This is a genomic window from Cellulosilyticum lentocellum DSM 5427 (genome assembly GCF_000178835.2).
Lineage (GTDB): Bacteria > Bacillota > Clostridia > Lachnospirales > Cellulosilyticaceae > Cellulosilyticum > Cellulosilyticum lentocellum.
This window is the reverse complement of record NC_015275.1, coordinates 3052809-3073591: the sequence shown is the minus strand read 5'-3', so window position 1 is coordinate 3073591 and position 20783 is coordinate 3052809. Positions and strand designations below refer to the sequence as shown.

Below are 20783 nucleotides of genomic sequence, written 5' to 3'. Positions count from 1 at the left end.
GCCGGATGTGAAATATTAACTATAAATCGTATTTAACCGGAGGATTGTATGGCAGAAATAAATTGGCTTGAATTGGGTTTAAATTTTTTAGGAGGCTTTGGCCTCTTCTTATTTGGCATGGAATTTATGGGGAAAGGTCTTCAAAAAGCGGCCGGTAGCAAGATGAAAAACTTACTAGGTATCCTTACTAGTAACCGTTTCTTAGGTGTGCTTGTAGGAGCGGGTGTAACAGCTTTGATACAAAGTTCATCGGCAACTACAGTTATGATAGTAGGTTTTGTAAATGCAGGGCTTATGTCTTTAACCCAAGCTGTAGGTGTGATTATGGGAGCTAATATAGGAACTACGGTAACAGCGTGGATTGTCTCCTTAGGTGAGTGGACCCAGTTTTTAAAGCCTTCTGTATTAGCACCGATTTTTATTGTCGCAGGTGTTGGTTTAATGATGTTTGCTAAGAAGTCACAAGCAAGGTCTATAGGACAAATCTTATTTGGTTTTGGTGGTTTATTTTTAGGACTTGATATGATGAGTGGTGCAGCTAAACCCCTAAGTGGACTAGAAGGTGTACGCAATCTGTTTGTGGTGCTTGGTAGTAATCCTTTCTTGGGTATTCTAACCGGAGCTGTGGTAACGGCTATTATACAAAGTTCTTCGGCTTCAGTAGGCATTCTTCAAGCATTAGCACTGGCGGGGCTTGTGCCTTGGAGTTCGGCTATTTATATTATTTTAGGACAAAATATTGGTACCTGTGTGACTGCTCTTTTATCAAGCATAGGTGCAGGTGTAAATGCAAAAAGAGCTGCTTTTATCCACTTTTTATTTAATTTGATTGGCTCTGTTATATTTATGATTTTGGCAATTATAGCTTTTCAATTTCTTGTACCACAATACCAAAATATATTAATTAATGTTACAGATATTAGTATTGTTCATACGACCTTTAATTTACTTAATACATTAATACTTTTTCCTTTCGCAGGTACGCTGGTATATCTGGCTGAACACATTATTAAAGGAAAGGAACAGTCTGAAGAAGGTTTACAACATTTAGATGAAAGAATTATAGAAACACCATCCTTTGCTATTGAAAATGCTATTAAAGAAGTTATTCGTATGGGACGTATTGCATCTCAAAATGTAGATACAGCTATTAATGCTCTTTTTGAAAGAGATGAAAAGAAAATACAGCAAGTATTTGATAGAGAAAGAAGCATTAATGCTATGCAACAAAGTATTAACATGTATCTTGTTAAATTAAGTAATGCCTCACTTTCTGAGAAAGAACATTTAACAGTAACAGGACTCTTTCATATGGTAAGTGATATTGAACGTGTAGGTGATCATGCGGATAATATTGCAGAGTTAGCAGTTAGTTTAAAAGAACAAGACTTGAAATTTTCAGAGCAGGCACAAAAAGAATTAAAAGATATTTCTAGCATAGCACTGAATTGTTTTGAAACAGCGCTTAAAGCTTATGAATTTAGTGATAGAAGTATAGCGCAACAAGTCTTACCATTAGAAATGCAAGTAGATAAGTTAGAAGAAAAATTACGTTCTAGACATATGAAGCGTTTAGTAGAAGAGCGCTGCGATCCTTTAGCAGGTATTCTCTTTTTGGACATGATTAGTAATGTAGAGCGTATTTCAGATCATGCTTCCAATATCGCCATGCTTATTTTAGATGAAAATAGAATTTTAGCCAGTGAAGAATAAAATCATATCAATAATCCTACCTTAGACAAAAAAAGAATGCCTCTTTTAAAATGGCTAACCTTAGATATTACAAGGAAACATGAAAAAAGTCAAAATAGCTAGAAAAAAATTTTTTTATGAAATTAAAAATAGAACTTGTTTATCAAAAAAGATGATGATAAAATGAGTCTGAATGTAAAACAACCTTGGGAGGATAATGATGAATGATATAAACTGGCTTAATGTGGCCCTAGGCTTCTTAGGAGGCTTTGGATTATTTCTCTTCGGTATGGAGTATATGGGAGAAGGTCTACAAAAAGCAGCTGGTAGCAGAATGAAGAATTTGTTAGGAGTTCTTACTAATAATCGCTTTTTAGGTGTATTAGTAGGTGCAGGTGTTACAGCTCTGATACAAAGTTCGTCAGCTACTACGGTTATGGTCGTTGGATTTGTTAACGCAGGTTTAATGTCCCTTAAACAAGCTGTAGGTGTTATTATGGGAGCGAATATAGGAACAACTGTTACGGCATGGATTGTTTCTTTAGGAGAATGGACAAGTTTCTTAAAACCATCTGTTCTAGCCCCAATTTGTATTATTATTGGTGTCGTTATGACAATGTTTGCTAAGAAACAAAGTGCAAAACATATTGGTCAAATTATTTTTGGCTTTGGTGCTTTATTTTTAGGACTTGATATGATGAGTAATGCAGCTAAACCACTAAGTGGATTAGAAGAAATTAAAAATGCCTTTATCATATTAGGTAAAAATCCACTATTAGGTATTTTGACAGGTGCTCTTGTAACAGCGGTTATCCAAAGCTCTTCAGCTTCTGTTGGTATTCTGCAGGCGTTAGCGACAGCTGCCCTTGTACCTTGGGATTCAGCGATTTACATTATTTTAGGACAAAACATAGGAACTTGTATTACTGCCATCCTTTCTAGTATAGGTGCTAGTAAAAATGCTAAAAGAGCAGCTACAGTTCACTTCTTATTTAACTTATTGGGCTCAATTCTGTTTGCAATTCTAGCACTCATTGGTTTCAAGTTTGTAGCACCAGAATTAGGTTCTGTGAGTATTGAAGTGACACATATTAGTATGGTTCACACTATATTTAATGTGCTTAATACCTTTTTATTATTCCCATTTGCAAGTGTACTTGTTTATCTGGCTGAACATATTATTCCAGGGAATGATACGGCTGAAGAAGGAGAACTTCAGCATCTGGATGAGCGTATCCTCGAAACACCAACCTTTGCTGTAGAAAATGCAGTTAAAGAAGTCGTACGTATGGGTAATATTGCAGAACAAAATGCAAAAGTAGCAGTACAAGCATTATTTGATAAGGATGAAAAGAAAATACAAGAAGTTTTCGACCGCGAAAAAATTATCAACCAATTGCAACACGGCATTAATCATTACCTCGTTAAATTAAGTAATGTTTCTCTTTCGGAACATGAACATACAGTTATTACAGGATTATTCCATACTGTAAGTGACATTGAACGTGTTGGTGACCATGCAGAAAACATCGCAGAATTGGCGCAAAGCTTAATTGAAAAAGACTTGAATTTTTCTAAAACAGCTATAGATGAGCTTAAAGAGATTACAGATACAGCTATTAAATGCTTTGAATTATCACTTCAAGCCTACGAGTTTGGAGATAAGACCATTGCAAAAAATGCATTACCATTAGAAGAGAGTGTAGATGCCATGGAAGCAAAATTACGTTCTCGTCATATGAAACGTCTTGCTTCTAATACTTGTGACTCTTTGGCCGGTATTGTGTTCTTAGATACAGTTAGTAATGTGGAACGTATTTCAGACCATGCCTCTAATATTGCACAAACCATTTTAGATGAAAATAGGTCATTAACAACAGAAGAATTGAATCTTCATCCTATTGCATAAATAAAGAATAAACTTCTTGATAAAAAAGATGTCTACAAAATGAGACATCTTTTTTTATTTGTCTTAATATCATTTTTAATTAAGCTATTTCAAACTATACCTGAGAGGTCGACATAAAGCAAAACCTTGAAACAACTAGAAATGGTAAGTAATGTTAAAAACTAAAATCTATCATAAAAAAATAAAAATATGGCATAAAAAGATTGATTAATTGTAGGAAGTTATATACAATAAAGATGTGGGACAGAAAGCTAAAATATGGGACAAAAATGTTCCCGAGGAGCATCGACATGCAAAATAAGATTGTAGCAGTAGAAAAACTACTTCCAGAAGCCATAGAGTTATTTAAAGTACGTTATGCTTTACTGCAAACCATTATGCAAAAAGGGCCTATTGGTAGAAGAAGCTTAACGACTCATCTAGCACTTTCAGAACGCACGATTAGAGGAGAAGTAGATAAATTAGCACAAAACGGACTAGTAGCTGTTACAGTGCAAGGCATTATTATTACGAAGCCTGGAGAAGAGGTTTTAAATACTTTATATCTTCCACTCCACTATTTAGAAGCACTTACAAGGCAGGAAGAAGAACTTAAAGAAAAGCTTGGTTTAAAACGTGCCATTATTTTAAAAGGTAACCTAGAGCAAGATGAAGAAACGAAAACAAGTCTTGGCTTTGCTGTTAGCAGTTTATTAGAAGAAATGTTAACTGCACATACGACCATAGCCATTACTGGTGGAACCACCATGGCTAACATGGTACATTATATGCCTAAGAGTCAGCAGCATTATGAGAATTTACATGTCTTGCCTGCTAGAGGAAGTGTGGGTCAAAGAGTAGAGCTTCATGCTAACACCATTGCAGTAGAATTAGCCAATAAATTAGGTGGTATGTATGAGATTTTAACAATCCCTGACAACCTTAGTCATCAATCGATTAGCCTAATAAAAAACGAACCACAAATAGAAAAATTATTGCAAAAACTAGGGAAAACAGATATGATTATATTTGGAATAGGTAATGCCCTAAAAATGGCAAAACATCGTAAAGAACCACAAGAGGTACTTAATCTATTAGAGCAAAAGACGGCAGTAGCTGAGGCATTTAGACATTATTTTAATGCAGAAGGACAAGTTGTTTATGCTTCAGAGGTGATAGGTGTGGCGCCAGATATGGCAAAGAAAATTCCTATTCGTATTGCAGTAGCTGGTGGCAAGAGTAAAGCAGAAGCCATTTTAGCCACAAGGTCACTTCTTCAAGAAGGTTATCTTATTGTAGATGAGGATGCAGCTACAGCGATTTTAAATCACTTAGCCGTTAAAGGTTAAATAATTAACATTTACCATAGCATTCCCAAGGAATAGATGGTAAAATGAAACAGGTATCATATCGTCAGGTCTAGTACATACTATTATCGGCGATTTGAATATAAAATTAAAAAAATGATTATTTCAAGGAGGAACCAATAATGGCAGTAAAAGTAGCGATTAATGGATTTGGACGTATTGGACGTCTTGCTTTCAGACAAATGTTCGGAGCAGAAGGTTATGAAATCGTAGCAATCAACGATTTAACTAACCCAGCAATGTTAGCACACTTATTAAAATATGATTCTTCTCAAGGTAGATACAACGGAACAGTTGAAGCTACAGAAGATTCAATCATTGTTAATGGTAAAGAAATCAAAATCTACGCTAAAGCTGATGCTAAAGAACTTCCATGGGGAGAATTAGACGTAGACGTAGTACTTGAATGTACAGGTTTCTATGTAACAAAAGCTAAATCACAAGCTCACATTGATGCAGGTGCTAAAAAAGTTGTTATCTCAGCTCCAGCTGGTAATGACCTTCCAACAGTTGTATTCGGTGTTAACGAAAATATCTTAACAAAAGAAGATACAATCATTTCTGCAGCTTCTTGTACAACTAACTGTTTAGCTCCAATGGCTAATGCACTTAATAACTTAGCACCAATTAAATCTGGTATTATGTCAACAATCCACGCTTACACAGGTGACCAAATGGTTCTTGACGGTCCACATAGAAAAGGTGATTTCAGAAGAGCTCGTGCAGCTGCTGTAAACATCGTTCCAAACTCAACAGGTGCTGCTAAAGCTATCGGTTTAGTTATTCCATCATTAAACGGAAAATTAATCGGTTCTGCTCAACGTGTACCAGTTCCAACAGGTTCAACAACTATCCTTACAGCAATCGTTGAAGGTAAAGTAACTAAAGAAGAAATCAATGCAGCTATGAAAGCAGCTTCTGATGCATCTTTCGGTTACACTGAAGAAGAATTAGTATCATCTGATATCGTTGGTATCAACTTCGGATCATTATTCGATGCTACACAAACAATGGTAATTAACCTTGACAATGGTACTTCTCAAGTACAAGTTGTTTCTTGGTATGACAATGAAAATTCATACACAAGCCAAATGGTTAGAACAATCAAATACTTCGCTGAACTTGCTTAATTTTTAATAAATTAATCATGAAGTTATTATAAGATCCTAACAGGGTCCGGTCTTGTAGGTTAGACTTATAGGACCGGGCCTTTTTAGCTATCTTTAAATACTAAATAATGGAAAATTCGAAAGGAGATATTCTCATGTTAAACAAAAAAACAGTAGATGATTTAACAAATCTTCAAGGCAAAAAAGTCCTTGTTCGTTGTGATTTCAACGTACCTTTAAAAGAAGGCGTTATCCAAAACTACAACCGTATTGATGGTGCTATCCCAACAATTAAAAAATTATTAGATCAAGGTGCAAAAGTTATCCTTTGCTCACACCTTGGTAAACCAAAAGGAGAAGCTGTTCCAGAGTTATCTTTAGCTCCAGTTGCAGTTGCTCTTTCAGAAAGACTTGGCGTAGAAGTTAAATTCGTAGATGATGCTAAAGTAACAGGTCCAGAAACACAAAAAGTAGCTGCTGACCTTAAAGAGGGTGAAGTATTATTACTTCAAAACACTCGTTACAGAGTAGAAGAAACAAAATACGGTAAAGATGAAAATGCAGCAGAGTATGCTAAAGAACTCGCAGCTCTTTGCGATAATGAAGTATTCGTAAATGATGCATTTGGTACAGCTCACCGTGCACACTGCTCAAACGTTGGTGTAACTAAATTCACTAAAGAAAACGTAGTAGGCTACTTAATGCAAAAAGAAATTAAATTCTTAGGCGAAGCTGTAGAAAATCCAGTTCGTCCATTCGTAGCTATCCTTGGTGGTGCTAAAGTATCTGATAAAATCGCTGTAATCAACAACCTTCTTGATAAAGTAGATACACTTATCATCGGTGGTGGTATGGCTTATACATTCCTTAAAGCTCAAGGTCAAGAAGTTGGTAACTCTCTTCTTGAAGAAGACAAAATGGATTATGCTTTAGAAATGGTTAAAAAAGCTGAAGCTAAAGGTGTTAAACTTTTACTTCCAGTTGACCACGTAGTTGGTAAAACATTTGCTAACGATACAGAAAGAGCTACAGTTGACACAATCGAAGCTGGTTGGTCAGGATTCGATATCGGACCAAAAACAATCGAGTTATACAAAGATGCTTTAGCTGGAGCTAAAACAGTTGTATGGAATGGACCTATGGGTGTATTCGAATTTGAAAACTTTGCAGCTGGTACGCTTGCAGTATGTGGTGCAGTAGCTGATCTTGCAGATGCTACAACAGTAGTTGGTGGAGGAGACTCTGTAAATGCTGTTAAACGTCTTGGTTTTGCTGATAAAATGAGCCACATCTCTACAGGTGGTGGTGCATCACTTGAATTCTTAGAAGGTAAAGAACTTCCAGGTGTAGCAGCAGCTGATAACAAATAAGACTTGGCCTTAGGCTAATCAATAAAGGCTATACTTTAAGAAAAGCTAAGGCTATTTGTTAAAGTATAGCCATCTCTTACAAAAGCTAAACATAAAACGTTTTAGTGAACGCCAATTCCTAAAAACGTAGACCATAAAAACTAAAGGAGTGTTTTTATATGCGTAAAAAAATCGTTGCTGGTAACTGGAAAATGAACATGACTCCAGCTAAAGCTGTAGAACTTATCAATTCTTTAAAAAATGAAATCAATACAACTGATGTTGACGTAGTAGTATGTCCACCATTTGTATGCCTTCCAGCTGTACTTGATGCAGTTAAAGGAACAAACATTGCTGTAGGTGCACAAAACATGCACTTTGAAGAAAATGGTGCTTATACAGGTGAAATCGCTCCAAGCATGCTTGTAGAGCTTGGTGTTAAATATGTGATTATTGGTCACTCAGAAAGAAGACAATATTTCGCTGAAACAGATGTAACAGTTAATAAAAAAGTATTAAAAGCTATTGAGCATAACTTAGTACCAATCCTTTGTGTTGGTGAAAGTTTAGAAGAAAGAGAACAAGGCATTACAATCGACCTTGTACGTCTTCAAACAAAAGTTGCTCTTAAAGATGTAAAAGCAGAAGATGCTAAAAAAGTAGTAATTGCTTATGAACCAATCTGGGCAATCGGAACAGGTAAAACAGCTACTTCAGCTCAAGCTGAAGAGGTATGTAAAGCCATTAGAGAAGTAGTTGCTGAAGTTTATGGACAAGAAGTTGCTGATGAAGTACGTGTTCAATACGGCGGTAGCGTAAATGCTGGTAATGCAAATGAATTATTCAACATGGGTAACATTGATGGTGGCCTTGTTGGTGGTGCTTCTCTTAAAGCTGAATTTACTTCAATCGTTAACTACTAAAAAGTAATAAGAAGGAGGACAAAAAAATGAGTAAACAAACAACCTTATTACTCATTCTGGATGGATTCGGTATCAATGAAAACATGGAAGCTAATGCAATTGCCGAAGCTAACAAACCAAATATTGATGCCATTATGAAGAAATATCCTACTGTAAAAGGCTATGCTAGTGGTATGGCTGTAGGTCTTCCAGATGGACAAATGGGTAATTCAGAAGTTGGTCACCTAAATATGGGTGCTGGACGTATTGTCTACCAACAACTTACAAGTATTACAAAAGCCATCCAAGATGGGGAATTCTTTAAAAATGAAGCTTTATTAAAAGCAATGAACGTTTGTAAAACAAACGGTAGTGCACTTCACTTATTTGGTTTATTATCAGATGGTGGTGTACACAGCCATATCGAGCACCTTTATGGTCTTCTTGAAATGGCTAAAAAAGAAGGTTTAGAAAAAGTATATGTACACGCTTTCTTAGACGGAAGAGATACACCACCTGCATCAGGTAAAAGCTTCGTTGAAGCATTAGTAGCTAAAATGAAAGAAATTGGTGTAGGACAAATCGCATCTTTATCAGGTCGTTACTATGCAATGGACCGTGATAATAGATGGGACCGTGTAGAAAAGGCATACAATGCAATTGCTTTAGGAAAAGGTGAAGAAGGAACTGATCCTGTACAAGTAATGGCTGATTCTTATGCAAAAGAAGTCAATGACGAATTCGTTATTCCCACAGTCATTACAAAAGATGGCAAAGCTATTGGTGCTATTAAAGCAGAAGATGCAGTAGTATTCTTTAACTTTAGACCAGACCGTGCACGTGAAATGACTCGTGTATTCTGTGACCCAGCATTCAACGGTTTTGAGAGAGAACGTATTGGTAATAGCTTTACGACTTTCACACAATACGATATTACAATGCCAAATACAGAAGTTTGTTTCGTTCCAGAAGAACTTACTAATACTTTTGGTGAGTTCCTTGCTAAAAATGGTAAAACACAACTTCGTATTGCAGAAACAGAAAAATATGCACACGTTACTTTCTTCTTCAATGGCGGTGAAGAAGATCCTAACGAAGGAGAAGATAGAATTCTTGTACCATCTCCAAAAGTTGCAACTTATGACTTACAACCAGAAATGAGTGTACCAGAAGTAACAGAGAAACTTGAAGCTGCTATCCGCAGTGGTAAATATGATGTGATTATCTGTAACTTTGCTAACCCAGATATGGTTGGTCATACAGGTAACCTTGAAGCAGCTAAAAAAGCAATTGAAGCTGTGGATACAGCAGTAGGTAAAGTGATTACTGCCATTGAAGAAACAAATGGATATGCTTTCATTTGTGCAGACCATGGGAATGCAGAACAAATGATTGATCCAGAAACAGGTGGTGCATTTACTGCACACACCACTAACCCAGTACCATTCGTCCTTGTTAATTATAAAGAAGGCGTAACACTTAAAGAAGGCGGTAAACTTGCAGATATCGCTCCAACTTTAATTGAAATGATGGGAATGGAAAAACCAGCAGAAATGACTGGTGAATCTTTATTAGTAAAATAAAGTGTTAACTTAGCGTCAGCAAAGCCATGCTATTACACACACAACTAATCAATTGGCTTTGAAGACAAGGTTTGGTGAACTTTAGTACAAAAAGCAGCATAGGCATACGATTACACACACAACTTATATAACCTAGCAATCTTTTGTACCAAGGAAACTTAAGACAACAAAGTTTCCAATCAACCATCCAAAAATGATTCATCAAAGAGGTAAAAGGTAGTGGATTAGCTACCACTACCTTATCAGCGCTGAACTCTTGATAGATTCATACTTGTCAAGTAGTGGCGAAGACGTTTGACACTTATTTGACGCAACTTTTTTATAAAAAAGAAGCCTATACTTCATTGTTGGAGTATAGGCTATTTTTTGTTTAATTTAAACTTTTAGTATTATTTACTTTATTTTTGGAACATTGCTGCATGATGTGACGTCCTATATAGTATATAAGCATGTAAAGGAGTAGATAATGATGAAAAGATATTTTAAAGTATTAGGTTTATCTTTATGTATAGGGCTAGCAAATACATGTGTTTTTGCCCAAGAGATTCAATTAGTACCTACTGTAGCACCTGTAGAAAAGAGTGAGGATCTCGTATCTATTCACCAAATCAATATGGATGTAGCAATTACAAGAGCAGAGTTTATTATAGCAATCATTAATACAACAGATACAGAGTTAATACCTATTATGGATACACATTATGCAATGCCAGCAATGAAAAAAGCAGAGCAGCTAGGACTTATAGATTTAAAAGCTTATCCAATAGATACCTGGTCAGAAATAATGCCTAATGAAGAAAAAGTAGAAGTACTGTCAAAGGCAATGCAAAATAGTCATATTGATATAGGAAAGGTATACACGGCTTTAAGTCAAATACTTGTAGAGCATGTAGAGGTTGACGGTAGACTTATAGATTTAAAAGGATTAAAGATAAGTCATAATCAAGGGAAAGTGATGCTACCCATAAGGGCTGTTGCAGAAGCCATGGGGTTTAAAATAACATGGGATGCTGATAGCTATACTTGTACACTTAACAATGGCAGTATTACATCAACAGTACAAGTAGGCTTTGATTCATATCACTATTCAAGTGTAAAAGCTATTGGTATGTCAGCACCTTTTAGTGCAGGAGCAGCACCACGCCTTATTGAAGGCACTCTATATGTCCCAGTAGATTATTTTTCTATGTTTGCTGATAGTGAAGTAACTAATAGTACAGTAAGTTTTACAAAGAAGTAGTCTTTTTTAGCTATAGAGGAAATTAATAAAAAGAATAATTTTAGATAGGACTAAGTAAAATCTAGTTCTATTTTTGTATGATGATATAGGTAAAGTATGTATAAAGAGTAAGTAAAAATCAAAAATTGAAATTAAAAAGTTTAAAGAAGAAGCTACTCTTTAAAATGCCAAAATGTTATAATAATAGTAAATAATATTGTGGAATTTTTAAATAGATATAAATTTTATGGTGGGAAATAGGGCGAAATATAAGTATGAAATATATAGTTGGGGGAATTATTTTAACGCTTTTAAATTGGTTTATCATCACTATGGTTATAGATTGGAGATTGATGACACTTCCTATACCGCATTTTAAAAAAGGAAATTATCTTGAAGCCTTTTTGATAGAGAAGGAAAACCGAATGGATATACAGAAGGGTTATAACTGTTCAGCATTTTCGACCGCATTTTTATTAAGGCACTTTGGGATTGAAGCTGTAGGTAATGATATCTATAACAAGATGCCAGGTAAAATGAAATCTGGCTATGTCTACCAGAAAGGTATCAGGCAATATTTCAGTGAGCAAGGAATGAAGACATATTATTTTCTAATGGATAATAATTATTATTTGACAAAAGTTAATTTTAGTAATAATATTAAAGTATAAATAGTAGTAAAAAATAAATGAAAAGATTAAATAATATTTAATATAAAAACTTGTATTGAGACATCATAAGTGCTAGTGCATAAATTAAATAAGCGTTGGTAAAAATACGAGAGAATAGTTAATTAAAAGGAGGTTTGTTAAATGAAAGGATATATTGAAATTTTAGATGTATTTGCAAGAGAAGTATTAGACTCTAGAGCTAATCCTACCATTGAAGTTGAAGTTATTGTTGAAGGTGATTATATGGGATCTGCCATTGTACCTTCAGGTGCTTCTACTGGAGAAAGAGAAGCCTTAGAACTTCGTGATAATGATAAAGACAGATATATGGGTAAAGGTGTAACAAAAGCAGTTGATCATGTCAATAACATTATTGCAGAAGCTGTTATTGGTATGAACGCTCTAGATCAAGCAGCTATTGATAAAGTAATGATTGATTTAGACGGTACACCTACTAAATCTAAATTAGGTGCTAATGCTATTTTAGGTGTGTCAATGGCCGTAGCAAAAGCAGCTGCTAATGCACTTAGTATGCCACTATATCAATATCTAGGAGGCATTAATGCCAAAGTATTACCTGTACCTATGATGAATATATTAAATGGTGGTGAACATGCTGATAATACAGTAGACTTACAAGAGTTTATGATTATGCCAGTAGGAGCACCTTCCTTTAAAGAAGCACTTCGTATGTGTGTAGAAACTTATCATACACTTAAAAAAGTACTCAATAGTAAAGGTCTTGCTACAGGTGTTGGTGATGAAGGCGGTTTTGCACCAGACCTTGCAACAGCTGATGATGTTTTAAATCTAATTGTAGAAGCTATTGAAAAAGCAGGTTATAAACCAGGTGAAGAGATGTTCATCGCCATGGATGCAGCTGCTTCTGAACTTTATAACAAAGATGATAAGAAATATTACTTCAAAGGCGAAAGCAAGATGACAGGCAAAGATGTAGTACGTACGTCAGAAGAAATGGTAGACTACTATGAAGCTCTAGTTAATAAATACCCTATTATCTCTATCGAAGATGGTTTAGGAGAAAATGACTGGGAAGGTTGGAAGCTCCTTACTGATAGACTTGGTAAACGTATTCAACTTGTAGGAGATGACCTATTTGTAACAAATACAAGCATTCTTGAAAAAGGTATCGAAGCTGGTGTAGGTAACTCTATTTTAATTAAAGTTAACCAAATTGGTACACTTACAGAAACTTTCAATGCGATTGAAATGGCTAACCGTGCAGGTTATACAGCTGTTGTTTCACACCGTTCAGGTGAATCAGAAGACAACACAGTAGCAGATATTGTAGTAGCTGTTAATGCAGGACAAATCAAAACAGGTGCTCCAGCACGTTCTGACCGTACTGCTAAATACAATCAACTCCTTCGTATTGAAGAAGAACTTGAAGATATTGCAGAATTTAGAGGAAGAAAATCTTTCTTTAACCTTAAATAACTCAATAAGCTATATAGAAAAGAGAGGACATGAATACCCTCTCTTTTCTGTTGTAAAATGTAGCTATTATTTTTATTAATTTTTATTAGGGATTCGACTACTTGACCACATATATATAAGTGTAAAAACAAAATAAATAACTTCCCACGGCATAATTACCACAGCTTCAACCTGAGGAACTGACCGGGTCAGCCAAGTCTCAATCTATTGTTATAGGTACCTCTGGACTTAAGGAAAATGTTCACTTGTGCGCTGCAAGGAAGGCGCCACTTATAAGTTGTTTTCAATGTTTTTATACCTAGTATTACCCAATAAAGTTTTAAACCAGAGTCTTAAGGTCTTAGCTTCCTAGCCTAGGGTGCACCGGCCAAGACTTTTAAGAGCTCCTCACTCATTGGTTGAACTTTCATAGCTAGTTTTAGTAGGCACTACGCTATAACGCATACGTGCTGAGGAGCCATTTTGCGCTTTGCTTAAGGTCTATTTAGCTAGTGATGAAAGTAAATTTCAAGAGTCTGGAACCCCAAATAGCTTACCAAGTACAAATAGCACTTGGTAAGCTATTTTTTTTGCTATTCATAACTCCTATAAATTGAAATTTGTCTTGTAGTTTATGAGAAGTACGTCTGAGAGAAAATGATAGGGTATGGGTGCCTTCCGTTGTTCCGGTTCACATTTTTTTGAAGCACTAAGTTCACTCCCCGACAAATTTCAATTTGTGTGTGGCTAGTTAGTTCTCGAAAACCAATTTGGTATTTGAGCATTAACGTAGTGAGTCTTAAAATATTTTATAAAAATAATGTAAAGATTATTGATTAACTGAAAACAATAGGTATAATAAACAAGTGGATATTAATTTAATTAAAAATAAAAAGCATGACAATAACCAAACTCATATCAAGTAGGGAGGAAGAAAATGAGCGAATTAAAAAAAGAAGAAAGAGACACCTTTGATGGTGGTTTTGCCGTTGTAGACCGTGAACGCTTAATTGAAGAAGAAACAAGGGTGGTTACCCCTTGGTATAAGCATTTTATTAATAGTATTATTGCACCTAGCAAAATGATGCAAGAAAATTTATTGCATGAACCACCTAAAGGTAATAGTATTGCAGTTGTAGGGTTTATCTTATTTATTATTTTAATCACCTTCATGCAGCATATTAATCCAGAAATAAGGCAAATGGTTTATGATGCTTTACGAAACAAAGATGTGGCTGAAGATATGATTGGTCAGCAGTACATAGTAACCCTAATTATTGGAGCCATTAGCTCATTTGTTGCTTTGTTTGCAATAGCTTTCGTACAAACTATTGTGCTTCAAATATTAAAAGTAATAGCAAAGGACAGATGTAAATTTGCATCGCTTTATACTGTTATGTTATTAGGGTTATTTATTAGTTTAGTAGTTCAAACAGTAGATTATTTTGCGGCTAATCTGATAGGTGTTAATTACATGGTCTTTAATCTAGCAAGTTTATTTGATCGAACAACCTTAATGGCAAATAATACACTCATGACGATTTTAAGCTTTTTCTCTTTAGAACGAATAGTATGTATGATTTATTTAATTATGGGCTATAGTATGGTAACACACAAAAGCAAGAAAAAAGCAACGATTATTGTGAGTCTATTAGAAGTTATTATTTTGGGATTTTCATTAATATTTGCATAAAAAAGTATGATTGTTGATTTTTCTTCGAATATCTGCTATGATGAGTAAAGATATGTATACCATATGGTTTCAAGGAGGCTTTAAGTCATGGCAATACTGAAGATGATTTTAATCATTGTATTTCTTATTGCAGCGTTTGCAATTACAGTTGTTGTTTTACTTCAAGAAGGTAAGTCTGCAGGACTTGGCTCAATTGGGGGAGCAGCAAATAGCGATTCATACTGGGATAAGAACAAAAAACATACTTTAGAAGGTAAGTTTGAAAGATGGACGAAGATCATGGCAGGTGTATTTGTATTAGCAGCATTTATTCTTATGCTTATGCCTAATAATACAAATGCTTCAAATGCACAAATTGTACAACCTTCTGCGTCAGCATCAGCTGAAGCAACTGATAATGCAGGAGCTTCTACAGCACCTACAACAGAAGCGACAGATAATGCAGATGCAAGTGCATCACCATCAGCTGAACCATCAGCATCACCAGCACAATAAATATCAAACACTTTACATTTTCTGTAGAGTGTTTTTTATTTTGTCAAAAAAGAGATCCCTATTTTGTTAGACTTTAAAATAAAGTTAGTAAATAGGTCAAATAAGTAAATAATCATATGTAAAATATGGTATAATAGAAGTAGGAAAGAAATCATAAAATAGTAGTGTTGCATTGAGATGATGTTAGGGCATCCATAAAGAAAAGAGATGATAATCATGAGAGAAGAAATGAACCGTACAGCAGAGAGGAAGCAAGTCATTTTAGAGATGATGAAAAATCCTAATTATGTACCCATGAAGATTAAAGAAATAATAATGGTGCTCCAAATTCCACCTTCAGACAGACCAGAATTAGAAGAAATTATAGGCGAACTTATTGCAGAAGGTAAAATCATTCGTACCAAACGTGGCAAATTTGCTGTACCACAGACGTATAATTTAGTAGCAGGAACCTTTCAAGGACATCCAAAGGGGTTTGGTTTTCTTATTCTAGATGAAGAAGAAAAGGATATCTTTATTCCTGCTTCAGGTGTTAATGGTGCCATGCATAAAGATAGAGTTATGTGCCGTATCACAAGACCAGCGACAGCTGAGAAACGTGCAGAAGCAGAAGTTATTGAAATCTTAACACGTGGACCAGAAAGTCTGGTAGGTACTTATGAGGAAAGTCAAAACTTTGGTTTTGTAGTACCAGATGATCAAAAATATACAAGGGATATCTTCATCCCTAAAAAGTTTTCTAAAGGTGCAGTAACAGGGCATAAAGTACTTGTTAAAATTACAGATTGGGCAGAGGAACGTCGTAATCCAGAGGGGCAAGTTATTTCTATTTTAGGACATATCAATGATCCTGGTGTAGATATTTTATCTATTATTTATCAGTATGACTTACCAAGAGAATTCCCAGAGGATGTGATGAAGGAAATTGAAAATATTCCTTCTGAAGTAGCCGATAAAGATAAAAAGGGCCGAACTGATTTAAGAGCTATTCAAATGGTAACCATTGATGGTGAAGATGCCAAAGACTTAGATGATGCTATCTCTATTGAAAAACTAGAAAATGGCAACTATCGTTTAGGCGTACACATTGCAGATGTTACCCATTATGTAAAAGAACATTCACCACTAGATAAAGAAGCTTATGAAAGAGGAACGAGTATTTATCTAGTAGACCGTGTTATTCCAATGATCCCTCATAAGCTGAGTAATGGTATTTGTTCTTTAAATGCCCATGTAGACAGGCTAGCTTTAACTTGTATGATGGTGATTGACAAGAATGGAAACGTCCAAAGCCATGAAATTATGGAGACACTTATTAACATTGACGAACGTATGACTTATACGAATGTGAAAAAGATCCTTCTAGATGAAGATGAAGATGTAAAAGAACGCTATAAAGACCTTATTCCAATGTTTAAGACCATGGAAGAGTTAGCTGATGTTTTACGTAAGAAACGTATGAAACGTGGTGCTATTGATTTTGACTTCCCTGAGACTAAAGTGATTTTAGATAAAGAGGGTGTCCCTCTTGAAATGAAGCCATATGATCGTAATGTAGCCACACGTATTATCGAAGAATTTATGCTTGTATGTAATGAAACCATTGCAGAAGATTATTTCTGGCAAGAAAAACCTTTTGTTTATCGTAGCCATGAAGATCCAGACCCAGAAAAGATTTTAGCCCTTACAGAATTCATCAATAACTTTGGTTATCAGATAAAAGGCAACACGACTAAGATTCATCCAAAGGATATGCAAAAGGTATTAGCAGAGATTGAAGGTAAACCAGAAGAAAGTATTATTAGTCACTTGCTCCTTCGTTCTATGAAGCAAGCACGTTATACAGCAGAATGCAATGGTCACTTTGGCTTAGCAGCTAAGTATTACTGCCACTTTACTTCACCTATTCGTCGTTACCCAGACCTTCAAATTCATCGTATTATTAAATACAACCTTCATAATGAATTAAAAGGTAAGAAAGAAGCAAAATTATTAGAACGTATGCCAGAGGTTTCTAAGCAATGTTCTCTTCGTGAAAGAAGAGCAGATGAAGCAGAACGTGAAACAATCAAACTCAAGAAAGTAGAATACATGGAGCAGTTCATCGGAAAGATGTTCGAAGGGGCTATTACAGGGACTACCTCTTGGGGCTGCTACGTGGAACTTCCTAATACAGTAGAAGGTTTAGTTCATGTGACAGAAATGGCAGATGACTACTATATCTTTGATGAAGAAGGACATCGCTGGATTGGTGAACACAGTAAACAAATTTATCGCCTAGGTGATAAAGTACATGTACAAGTTATTAAGACAGATTTAATGACACGTACCATTGACTTTAGATTTGTAAGTGAAGAAGAGTTTTACAAAGACCAAGGCAGTCTTGTAACAGTTAAAGATGAAGCAGACAATGAATAAAGAGTAAAAAGGCCTAGATGAGGTATATAGCCTCATCTAGGCCTTTTATGACTTCCAAGATTAGTTTGTGGATTTGATAAAAAAGTTGTAGTATAATGACATATCATAAGAGAATGAATACATGAGAAAATAGACAGCAATAGTAAGCTATTGAATTTATAGGGGGATTAAAGTGAAAGTCATTAAAAAAATAGCGATGCTTCTCATTATAGGAAGCTTATTTGTCATGACCATGGGGATTTTATGGCGTCCACATCAAAAGCCTATCGAAGTAGGACAGGTAGAAGCAGCCATAGGGATTCCTTATCAAATAGAAAATATTCCAGAGTCTAATAAAAGACCAGGGGTGAAAAGGCGCATTAAATCAATTGTAGTGCATAATACAGCTAATCTTAATAGTACAGCGCAAAATGAAAGGGACTACTTGGTGAACCCTACAAATACTTCAAGTACTTCCTTTCATATGGTAGTGGATGAGAATGAAATTGTAGAAGCAGTACCAGTTACTGAAGTCGCTTTTCATGCAGGTAGCAGTAAAGATAATAAGGAAGGCATCGGTATTGAAATTTGTGAATCTGGTAATTATGAAGCAGCAGAAGAGAATGCCGTACAGATGATTGCTTATTTAATGAAAACCTATGATATTCCACTTAGTCAGGTAAAAACCCACCAAGATTGCAGTGGTAAGGAATGTCCAAGACTTATTTTAAATCATTGGGGACACTTTCTAGAAAGAGTGGAGGATGCTTATCAAACTTTAATGGAAAATGAAAAGTAAGTAGGATCATAAAAGTATGTTTAGGAATAGACAAACTTAGCTGCGAAGAGGTGGTTTTTAAAAGCTCTATTAAAGGATGAAGTCTTCTTTGGATGATGAATGAGATATTAACAGGAGTTGATTAACATAAGGAAGAACTTAGTTTACAATAACTTGGTTCTTTTTTCTTGCCAAAATTTAACTCGTTAAGAAATAATCAAAAAAGTAATTTTTAGTTGATAATAATTATTCTTAGTGGTATATTAATTATAAATCCTCGTATAATAAATAAACGAGGCTAACATTTTGAAAAAAACATTGGAGGTATCACAATGAAGGTAATTGTTATAGGATGTACACATGCAGGAACCGCAGCTATTGTAAACATTAAAAAAGAACATAAAGATGCAGAAGTAACCGTTTATGAAAGAAACAATAATATTTCCTTTTTATCTTGTGGTATTGCCTTAAATGTAGGTGGTGTTGTACCTACTACAGAAAGTCTATTTTATAATTCACCAGAAGGCTTAGCGGCTCTTGGTGTGGTTACAAAGATGGAACATGATGTCACACATATTGACTTTGAAAATAAAAAAATAGAAGTAAAAGATCTTAATACAAATGAAGTAACAACAGATCACTATGATAAATTAGTACTTACTATTGGTTCATGGCCAATCATTCCACCGCTTGACGGAATAGACCTTGGTAATATCGAGCTTTGCAAAAACTATAACCATGCACAAGTGATTATAGAAAAAGCAAAATCAGCTAAAAAGGTAGTTGTTATTGGTGCAGGCTACATTGGTGTAGAATTAGCCGAAGCCTTTGAAATGAAAGGAAAAGATGTTACTTTAATCGATGCAGAAACACGCATTATGAGTAAATATCTAGATGAGCCTTTTACAACAGTAGCAGAAAAAGCTTTTGAAGAAAAAGGTGTTAAACTTGCTTTAGACCAAATGGTAGAACGCTTTGAAGGTGAAAATGGTCATGTAACGAAGGTTATTACCGATAAAGATAGTTTTGAAGCAGATTTAGTAGTGCTTTGCATTGGTTTCAAACCTAATACAACCCTTGTAAAGGATGGATTAGATACATTACCTAATGGTGCTATCTTAATCAATGAATATATGGAAACAAGCCGTAAAGATGTATTTGCAGCTGGAGATTGCTGCGTGGTACGTTTTAACCCAGCAGGAGAAGCACGTTATATTCCACTTGCAACTAATGCTGTAAGAATGGGTACTTTAGTAGCTAAAAACTTAGTGAAACCAACGCTTAAATACATGGGTACACAAGGTACTTCAGGTATTAAGATCTATGGCTATGACATTGCTTCTACAGGTATGACAGAAGAAGTAGCTAAAGCAACAACTTCTAAAGAAGTAGCAAGTGTTATGGTAGAAGATGTTTACCGCCCAGGCTTTATGCCAACTAACGAAAAAGTAATGCTTAAATTAGTTTATGATGCAAGCTCAAGAGTGGTCTTAGGCGGTCAGATTTTATCTAAATATGATTTAACAGAAATGATGAATACCCTTTCTGTAGTCATCCAAAATAAAATGACAGTAGAAGAATTAGCAATGACTGATTTCTTCTTCCAACCACATTTTAATAAACCTTGGGGCTTATTAAATCAAGCAGCATTAGAAACATTGTAAAAATGACAAAATTACCATATAATGGATAAATGGGGAAACTTACAAGGTATGTGTGTAAGATTCCTGGAGAAAATAATACCGAGATAAGATTTAAAGGAGTGGGACAATGAGCGATATTATTTGTTTATGTAAAAATATTTCTGAGGAAACAATTGTAGAGGCTATCAAAAAAGGAGCTGATACTGTAGATGCTGTTAAAGAAGCTACAGGAGCTACAACAGGTTTTTGCCACGGTGGACGTTGCAAAGCGAAAATTGAAGCCTTAATCGAAGCTAACAAATAGTTTTCTAATAAACAAACCAACGCTTAGAGGAAGTTTGAATGATAACTTAAGTGAGCGCTAAAGGAGAACAATCTATGAGCAAACAAGTTTGTTTATGTAAGCATGTTTCAGAGGAAAGTATTCAAAGAGCACTTGATCATGGAACAACAACCTTAGAGGGTGTTAAAGCTGCTACAGGAGCAGGCGCAGGTGCTTGCAAAGGACAACGTTGTAAAGGTCAGATTCATAGGATGTTAAAAGACAAAGAATAGCCAAC

The 20783-nt window shown here is 35.2% G+C and carries 17 protein-coding genes; all 17 read left to right on the top strand.

Annotation, left to right across the window (positions count from 1 at the left end):
• Window positions 1-48: 48 nt before the first annotated feature.
• Window positions 49-1713, top strand: a complete 1665-nt coding sequence (locus CLOLE_RS14165; RefSeq protein WP_013657818.1) for a Na/Pi cotransporter family protein — start codon at window positions 49-51, stop codon at window positions 1711-1713.
• A 199-nt stretch (window positions 1714-1912) separates the two neighbouring features.
• Entirely contained in the window at window positions 1913-3601 is a 1689-nt protein-coding gene (locus tag CLOLE_RS14160; RefSeq protein WP_013657817.1) for a Na/Pi cotransporter family protein, read from the top strand.
• A 290-nt stretch (window positions 3602-3891) separates the two neighbouring features.
• Window positions 3892-4929: a sugar-binding transcriptional regulator gene (locus CLOLE_RS14155; protein ID WP_013657816.1), complete on the top strand. Its 1038-nt coding sequence runs from the start codon at window positions 3892-3894 to the stop codon at window positions 4927-4929.
• A 140-nt stretch (window positions 4930-5069) separates the two neighbouring features.
• On the top strand, window positions 5070-6077 hold the full coding sequence (gap, locus tag CLOLE_RS14150; RefSeq protein WP_013657815.1) for a type I glyceraldehyde-3-phosphate dehydrogenase: 1008 nt from the start codon (window positions 5070-5072) through the stop codon (window positions 6075-6077).
• 134 nt (window positions 6078-6211) lie between these two features.
• Window positions 6212-7426, top strand: a complete 1215-nt coding sequence (locus CLOLE_RS14145) for a phosphoglycerate kinase (protein WP_013657814.1) — start codon at window positions 6212-6214, stop codon at window positions 7424-7426.
• Between the two features lie 158 nt (window positions 7427-7584).
• Entirely contained in the window at window positions 7585-8328 is a 744-nt protein-coding gene (tpiA, locus tag CLOLE_RS14140; RefSeq protein WP_013657813.1) for a triose-phosphate isomerase, read from the top strand.
• A 26-nt stretch (window positions 8329-8354) separates the two neighbouring features.
• Entirely contained in the window at window positions 8355-9890 is a 1536-nt protein-coding gene (gpmI, locus tag CLOLE_RS14135; RefSeq protein WP_013657812.1) for a 2,3-bisphosphoglycerate-independent phosphoglycerate mutase, read from the top strand.
• Window positions 9891-10359: 469 nt separating this feature from the next.
• Window positions 10360-11130 (top strand): copper amine oxidase N-terminal domain-containing protein, encoded by a 771-nt coding sequence (locus CLOLE_RS21975; RefSeq protein WP_050794688.1) that lies wholly within the window; start codon window positions 10360-10362, stop codon window positions 11128-11130.
• A 254-nt stretch (window positions 11131-11384) separates the two neighbouring features.
• Window positions 11385-11780: a hypothetical protein gene (locus tag CLOLE_RS14125; RefSeq protein ID WP_013657810.1), complete on the top strand. Its 396-nt coding sequence runs from the start codon at window positions 11385-11387 to the stop codon at window positions 11778-11780.
• Between the two features lie 141 nt (window positions 11781-11921).
• The gene (gene eno / locus CLOLE_RS14120) at window positions 11922-13238 is read left to right on the top strand and encodes a phosphopyruvate hydratase (RefSeq protein WP_013657809.1); all 1317 of its coding nucleotides are present in this window, start codon (window positions 11922-11924) and stop codon (window positions 13236-13238) included.
• 916 nt (window positions 13239-14154) lie between these two features.
• On the top strand, window positions 14155-14910 hold the full coding sequence (locus CLOLE_RS14115) for a hypothetical protein (RefSeq protein ID WP_013657808.1): 756 nt from the start codon (window positions 14155-14157) through the stop codon (window positions 14908-14910).
• Between the two features lie 87 nt (window positions 14911-14997).
• Window positions 14998-15405 carry a preprotein translocase subunit SecG gene (secG, locus tag CLOLE_RS22530; protein ID WP_013657807.1) on the top strand — a complete coding sequence of 136 codons (408 nt, stop codon included), beginning with the start codon at window positions 14998-15000 and terminating at the stop codon, window positions 15403-15405.
• A gap of 216 nt (window positions 15406-15621) precedes the next feature.
• On the top strand, window positions 15622-17823 hold the full coding sequence (gene rnr, locus CLOLE_RS14105) for a ribonuclease R (protein ID WP_013657806.1): 2202 nt from the start codon (window positions 15622-15624) through the stop codon (window positions 17821-17823).
• A 172-nt stretch (window positions 17824-17995) separates the two neighbouring features.
• Complete coding sequence (locus CLOLE_RS14100; RefSeq protein ID WP_013657805.1) at window positions 17996-18601, top strand: peptidoglycan recognition protein family protein; 606 nt, start codon at window positions 17996-17998, stop codon at window positions 18599-18601.
• A 311-nt stretch (window positions 18602-18912) separates the two neighbouring features.
• Window positions 18913-20244 (top strand): FAD-dependent oxidoreductase, encoded by a 1332-nt coding sequence (locus CLOLE_RS14095; RefSeq protein WP_013657804.1) that lies wholly within the window; start codon window positions 18913-18915, stop codon window positions 20242-20244.
• 106 nt (window positions 20245-20350) lie between these two features.
• Entirely contained in the window at window positions 20351-20527 is a 177-nt protein-coding gene (locus CLOLE_RS14090; protein WP_013657803.1) for a (2Fe-2S)-binding protein, read from the top strand.
• Window positions 20528-20601: 74 nt separating this feature from the next.
• Window positions 20602-20778, top strand: a complete 177-nt coding sequence (locus CLOLE_RS14085; RefSeq protein ID WP_013657802.1) for a (2Fe-2S)-binding protein — start codon at window positions 20602-20604, stop codon at window positions 20776-20778.
• Window positions 20779-20783 lie beyond the last annotated feature (5 nt).